The following is a 5,737-nucleotide window of genomic DNA, read 5'->3' as shown; positions in this document are numbered from 1 at the left end:
TACGCGGCATGATGCCCGGCGCTTTGACTTCAACGCGCTTGCGCTCGACATTTTCGAGCGGGCCCTTGCCGTCGATCGGGTTACCGAGACCGTCGACCACGCGGCCGAGCAGGCTCTTGCCGACCGGAACGTCCACGATGGAACCGGTCCGCTTGACGGTGTCGCCTTCCTTGATCGAACGGTCGTCACCGAAAATAACGATACCGACATTGTCGTCTTCAAGGTTCAGCGCCATGCCCCGGATACCGCCCGGGAATTCAACCATCTCACCAGCCTGGACCTTGTCCAGACCATAAACACGGGCGATACCGTCACCGACGGAGAGAACCTGGCCTACCTCGGCCACCTCAGCTTCGGTACCGAAATTCGCGATCTGTTCCTTCAGGATCGAAGAAATCTCAGCGGCGCGGATATCCATCAGCCAACACCTTTCATGGCAAGCTGCAGACGCTGCAGCTTGGAACGGATTGAGTTGTCGACCATGCGCGAACCGACGCGCACGATGAGCCCGCCGATCAAAGCCGGATCGACGGAGAGATTAAGGGAGACCTTCTGACCGAGAACCTTTTTCAGGGCCTCGGTAATGTCGGAAAGCTGAGTCTCGCTCAACTCGACGGCAGAGGTCACATCGGCTGTCATCTCACCGCGGCGTGCGGCAAGTTCAGCCAGAAAAGCAGTGATCATTGAGTTCAGCGCGAACAGCCGACGGTTCGATGCAACGGTGCCGAGGAATTTCTGGGTCAGCGCATGCGCTCCCATCTTTTCCAGCACCGCTTCAATACCGCGCGTCTGCTCAGCCCGGCTCAAAACCGGGGAACGCACCAAGCGCGAGAGGTCCGGGCTTTCGATCAGAGCCTGCCGCAGGGACTTCAAATCCCCCGCAACGGCATCCAAAGCCTTTTCCCCTTCCGCCAGCTCATAGAGGGCGGAAGCATATCTTCCGGCCAAGCCTGTCGTTTCGGAAGCCACCAGGGAACGCCTCATTCCAGAGATTACCGCCGTTTACCGGGCACCGTTTCGGAAGCGCACCGTTTATCGACGAATATTGACCACAAAAACCCTCGCCAGCGGCAGTTTCCGCCAAGCGCGGCGGTTCTCTAGCATAGAGGTTCAGACCGTGCAAGCAGTGGGTTGCTGCTTCTCGCAGGGCGGGTGACACAACCCGCAAGGTGGCGACCCTCAGAGAAAACTGTAAGGATCGATATCCACCGCGACACGAACAGCGGAAGGAACCTCGACGCGGCCCAGCCAACCACGCAAAACCGCCTGGATATTCACGTCGCGCCGGGTCTTGATCAGCAGCCGCCGCCGATGCCTCCCGCGCAGCAGGGCCAGCGGAGCCGGCGCGGGGCCAAGCACGGAGACACCGTCGAAATCCGGCGCCGCCCGGCCGATCCGGCTGGCCACCATATCCGCCTGATTGGCATCCGCCGCACTGACGATGATCGCGGCAAGGCGACCGAAAGGCGGCATGCCCTGTTGCTCCCGCGCCGTTGCCTCTTCGGCAAGAAAGCCGTCACGATCCCACGCCGCGATCGCTTTCAGCACCGGATTTTCCGGCTGATGGGTTTGCAGCAGCACCCGGCCCGAATGTTCCGCCCGCCCGGCCCGCCCGGCCACCTGATGCAACAGCTGATAGGTCCGCTCCGACGCCCGCAGATCTCCACCGGCAAGGCCGAGATCCGCATCGACCACGCCGACCACCGTCAATTTCGGGAAATGATACCCCTTGGCCACTATCTGCGTGCCGAGCAGGATATCCACCTCTCCCGCCCGCACGCTGCGGACGAACTCCGCCGCCGCCGTGGGTCCTTGCAGAGTATCGCTTGAGACAATCTGGAACCGGGCGTCGGGGAAGATCGCCGCGACCTCCTCCGCCATCCGCTCCACGCCGGGGCCACTGGCGACGAAACTGTCTTCGGCAGCGCATTCGGGGCAGGTTTTCGGCAGGCGCTCGCTATGGCCGCAATGATGACATTGCAACCGGCCCAACAAGCGGTGCTCGACCAGCCAGGCGGAGCAGCTGGGGCATTCCAGCCGGTGCCCGCAGGCCCGGCAGAGCGTGAGCGGCGCATAGCCACGACGATTGAGGAAGACCAGCGACTGCTCGCCCGCGGCCAGCGCGCCCGTCATCGCATCGATCAACGGCTGGGACAGCCACCGCCCCCGCACCGGCTGATGACGGCGCAAATCGACCAGTTCCACCGACGGCAGGGTCGCCACACCGTGCCGGGCGGTCAGACGAAGCTGGCTGTAGCGGCCATTCTCGACATTGCGCATGGTTTCCAGCGCGGGTGTCGCGGAGACAAGCACGACCGGACACGGGGTCAGGCTGGCCCGGACCACGGCCATGTCCCGGCCGTGATAGATCACCCCTTCCTCCTGCTTGTAGGCGGATTCATGCTCCTCATCGACCACGATCAGGCCGAGATTGGGGAACGGCAGATAGAGAGCCGACCGGGCACCGACCAGCACCCGGACCTTGCCTTCGCCGACCTGGCGCCAGGTATGCCGGCGGCGGCGCGGCTTCAGCTCTGAATGCCATTCCGCCGGACGCACGCCGAAACGCGCCTCGAACCGGTTCAGCCATTCCGCCGAGAGCGCGATTTCCGGCAGCAGCACCAGCACCTGCTTGCCCATGCGCAGCGCGGTCGAAACCGCCTCGAAATAAACCTCTGTCTTGCCCGCCCCGGTCTCGCCATCAAGCAGAATGGGGGCAAAGCTCTCGGCACTGACCGCCTCGCACAGAGCGTCCGCCGCCTCCTGCTGCTCGCCGGAAAGGGGCGTTATTCTCGGCAGCTCCGGATCGGGTTCGGGAAAAGGCGTATCCGCGGGCAGGGCAACGCTCGCCAGCCCGCCAGCCTCCGCCAATCCTTTGACAACGGATGTGCCGACCCCGGCTTCATCCGCTATCTCCCGTACCGTGCGCGGCGGGCCACCAGACAGCAGCTCCACCACCCGACGCCGTTCCGGTGTCAACCGCAGCCCAAGCGCCTCCACGGCCTCGGCACCACCGGACAGCGCGGCATAGGCCGTCACGGGTTTTGCCGGCTCGAACGCATCGGGCACGCTGATCGCCATGCGCAGCACCGCGCCCTGGGCCGTCAGCGTATAGGACGCGGTCCAGTCCACCAGCTTCAGCACGGCTTCCGGCAGCGGCGCCACGGGCAGGGCGCGAATCACCGGTTTCAGGCGGCTCCGCGCCACCTGTCCGCCTTCCGGATCCTCCGGCACATCCAGAGCCCACACCACCCCCGTGGTCCGGCGGTTTCCAAGCGGCACCTCGACAATACTGCCGCAGTGCAGCGCCATTTCCGCGTCCGCCAGATAGTCGTAGGGACCAGCCAGCGGCAGCGGAATCAACACCTGGATACGGCGGGACTCATCGGGGAAAAGATCGGACATGCGCCGGAGTGTGGCGAGGTGTCCCTTACTCCGCAAGGTCTCGGCATGTGCGCGCGGCAATTACGGTATTTCGGCTGTTCCGAAGTGAAGCGATCCGCCGATTCCGCCTTGATATGTTACAGCCGTAACATTATGAAAGTTCCATGGTATCCATCTCATGGCTTCTGTTCACATACAAGGTCCCGCCGGAGCCCGCAGCGAAGCGGATTGCCCTCTGGCGACGCCTTAAAGGTTTGGGCGCGGTTTACCTGCAGAACGGCGTCTGCCTGCTGCCCAGGACCGACGAGCATCTCCGGCGGCTGAAAATGCTCGAGAACGAAGTCGCCCTGATGGATGGCGAGTCCGTTCTGCTCGAGACCGCTGCTCTCGATAGCGGGCAGGAAGAGAAGGTCATCGCCCGGTTCAAGGCGGACCGCGATGCCGCCTATGGCGAGTTTCTCGGCCGCTGCGCGGATTTCGAAGCCGAAATCGCCAAGGAACGGGCCGCCAACAAATTTACATATGCGGAACTTGAGGAAGAGGATACCGACCTCAAGAAACTCCAGGGCTGGCTCGAGAAGATCGGCAAGCTCGATTTTTACGGCGCCACGCTGGCCGAAGAAGCAGCGGCACGCCTGCGCGATTGCGAGGCACTGCTGGACGCCTATGCAAGGGACGTCTTTGACGCCCAGGATGAAAACCGGTGACGGAAACGGATAAGCCGCAACCGGCTCGCCAGCGTGTCCCGGCCGGTATCTGGGCTCTCGGTTTCGTCTCCATGCTGATGGATATCTCCTCGGAGATGATCCACGCCCTGTTGCCGGTCTATATGGTGGCTGTGCTCGGTACCTCGATGATGACCGTGGGGATCATCGAAGGCGTTGCAGAGGCTACGGCGGCAATCGTCAAGGTTTTCTCCGGCGCCCTCAGCGACTGGCTGGGCAGGCGCAAGATCCTGGCTGTCATCGGCTATGGCCTTGCCGCCATCACGAAACCGGTCTTCCCGATGGCCGCCTCCATCGGCTGGCTTATCGGCGCACGGTTTGTCGACCGGATCGGCAAGGGCATTCGCGGTGCCCCGCGCGATGCACTGGTCGCCGACCTGGCTCCGGCAGAATTGCGCGGGACGAGTTTCGGCCTGCGTCAGTCGCTCGACACGATCGGCGCCTTCACGGGCCCGCTTCTGGCGATCTTCCTGATGTGGCTGACGGCCGATCATTTCCAGACCGTGTTCTGGATTGCCGTGATTCCCGCTTTTCTTTCCGTCGGCGTCCTCCTCGTCGCGGTGAAGGAGCCCCGGCCCGCTCCAGTACACCGGCACATACGCATGCCGCTGCATCGCGATGAATTACGGCGGCTGGGGCCACGTTACTGGCGGGTGGTCATGATCGCCGCATGCTTCACCCTGGCCCGCTTCAGCGAAGCCTTCCTGATCCTGCGGGCACAATCGATCGGCCTGCCGCTGACAATGGTCCCGCTGGTGCTGGTGATCATGAGCTTCGCCTATTCGCTGTCCGCATACCCGATCGGCTGGCTGTCGGACCGGGTGAACCGCATCACCCTGCTGGCTCTCGGCCTGGCCGTGCTGTTCGTGGCGGATCTCGTCCTCGCCTTCACTTCCGGGCTTGCCGGACTGGGCGTCGGCGTCGCGCTTTGGGGACTGCATATGGGGTGCACCCAGGGACTCCTGGCGACTCTGGTCGCGGACACCGCGCCGGCAGAGCTGCGCGGGACGGCATTCGGCATGTTCAATCTGGTCACCGGCATTGCCCTGCTAGCCGCCAGCATCCTCGCGGGAGCCCTTTGGGACATAACCGGACCGCAGGGGACATTCCTTGCGGGCGCCGGCTTCACGATGCTGACCCTGACAGGCCTGCTCGCCTATCGCCATCGCCTGGGCAGACCTGCAACACCGGATTGCTAATCGCCACGAAACAGATCCGCCAGCCAGGCTGAAACGGCTCCGATTGCCGCCGCATTCGGCTGCCGGGCATGGGACAGCAGCCAGACCTCCCGTTCCGGCAAGGGCTCGGCCTCTGTGACAGCGATAGCCGCAAGCCGATGGTCCCGTTCGGCGATCATGGCAGGGAGGATCGAGCATCCCGTTCCGGCAGCGATCGCTTCCAGAGCGGTTTCCGCATCGCCTACCCGCAAGCCGCCCGCAGCTTGCCCATCCCGGCGCGCTCTGCGTTCAAGCCACCGGGCATGCGGCAAATGCGCCATGGCATCCTCGAAAAGAATCCAGGAAGGCGTCCCGCCAGCCGCTTCGGATGCCGGACCGTAGACGCCATACCGCAGGGCACCGAGCTTGCGCGCTTTCACGGCATGTTCAGATTGTTTCATACCTGCAGGC

Annotated in this window: 6 protein-coding genes; 2 read left to right on the top strand and 4 right to left on the bottom strand. The window is 63.7% G+C overall.

Annotated elements, in window-relative coordinates; translation table 11 throughout:
- The 3 genes from AAC126_RS21425 to AAC126_RS21415 form a co-directional block, all read right to left on the bottom strand.
- On the bottom strand, positions 1-418 hold a 418-nt coding region (locus tag AAC126_RS21425), incomplete at its 3' end, for an HAS-barrel domain-containing protein (RefSeq protein WP_339857355.1).
- Positions 418-984 (bottom strand): F0F1 ATP synthase subunit delta, encoded by a 567-nt coding sequence (locus AAC126_RS21420; protein WP_339857354.1) that lies wholly within the window; start codon positions 982-984, stop codon positions 418-420. The genes AAC126_RS21420 and AAC126_RS21425, both read right to left, overlap by 1 nt.
- 195 nt (positions 985-1,179) lie before the next feature.
- Entirely contained in the window at positions 1,180-3,405 is a 2,226-nt protein-coding gene (locus AAC126_RS21415) for a primosomal protein N' (protein WP_339857352.1), read from the bottom strand.
- Positions 3,406-3,548: 143 nt separating this feature from the next.
- Between AAC126_RS21415 and AAC126_RS21410 the strand changes: the two genes are divergently transcribed.
- Together AAC126_RS21410 and AAC126_RS21405 are read left to right on the top strand one after the other, a co-directional pair.
- Complete coding sequence (locus AAC126_RS21410; RefSeq protein WP_339857351.1) at positions 3,549-4,091, top strand: Chromate resistance protein ChrB; 543 nt, start codon at positions 3,549-3,551, stop codon at positions 4,089-4,091.
- Positions 4,088-5,308: an MFS transporter gene (locus AAC126_RS21405; RefSeq protein WP_339857350.1), complete on the top strand. Its 1,221-nt coding sequence runs from the start codon at positions 4,088-4,090 to the stop codon at positions 5,306-5,308. Before AAC126_RS21410 ends, AAC126_RS21405 begins: the two co-directional genes overlap by 4 nt.
- Here the strand turns inward: AAC126_RS21405 and AAC126_RS21400 are convergent.
- Positions 5,305-5,737 (bottom strand): LysR substrate-binding domain-containing protein (locus tag AAC126_RS21400; protein ID WP_339857349.1); only part of this gene is annotated, 433 nt, incomplete at its 5' end. The genes AAC126_RS21405 and AAC126_RS21400 overlap by 4 nt on opposite strands.

It is taken from the genome of uncultured Nisaea sp., from assembly GCF_963974195.1.
GTDB lineage: Bacteria > Pseudomonadota > Alphaproteobacteria > Thalassobaculales > Thalassobaculaceae > Nisaea.
This window is presented reverse-complemented; position numbering and strand designations above follow the sequence as displayed.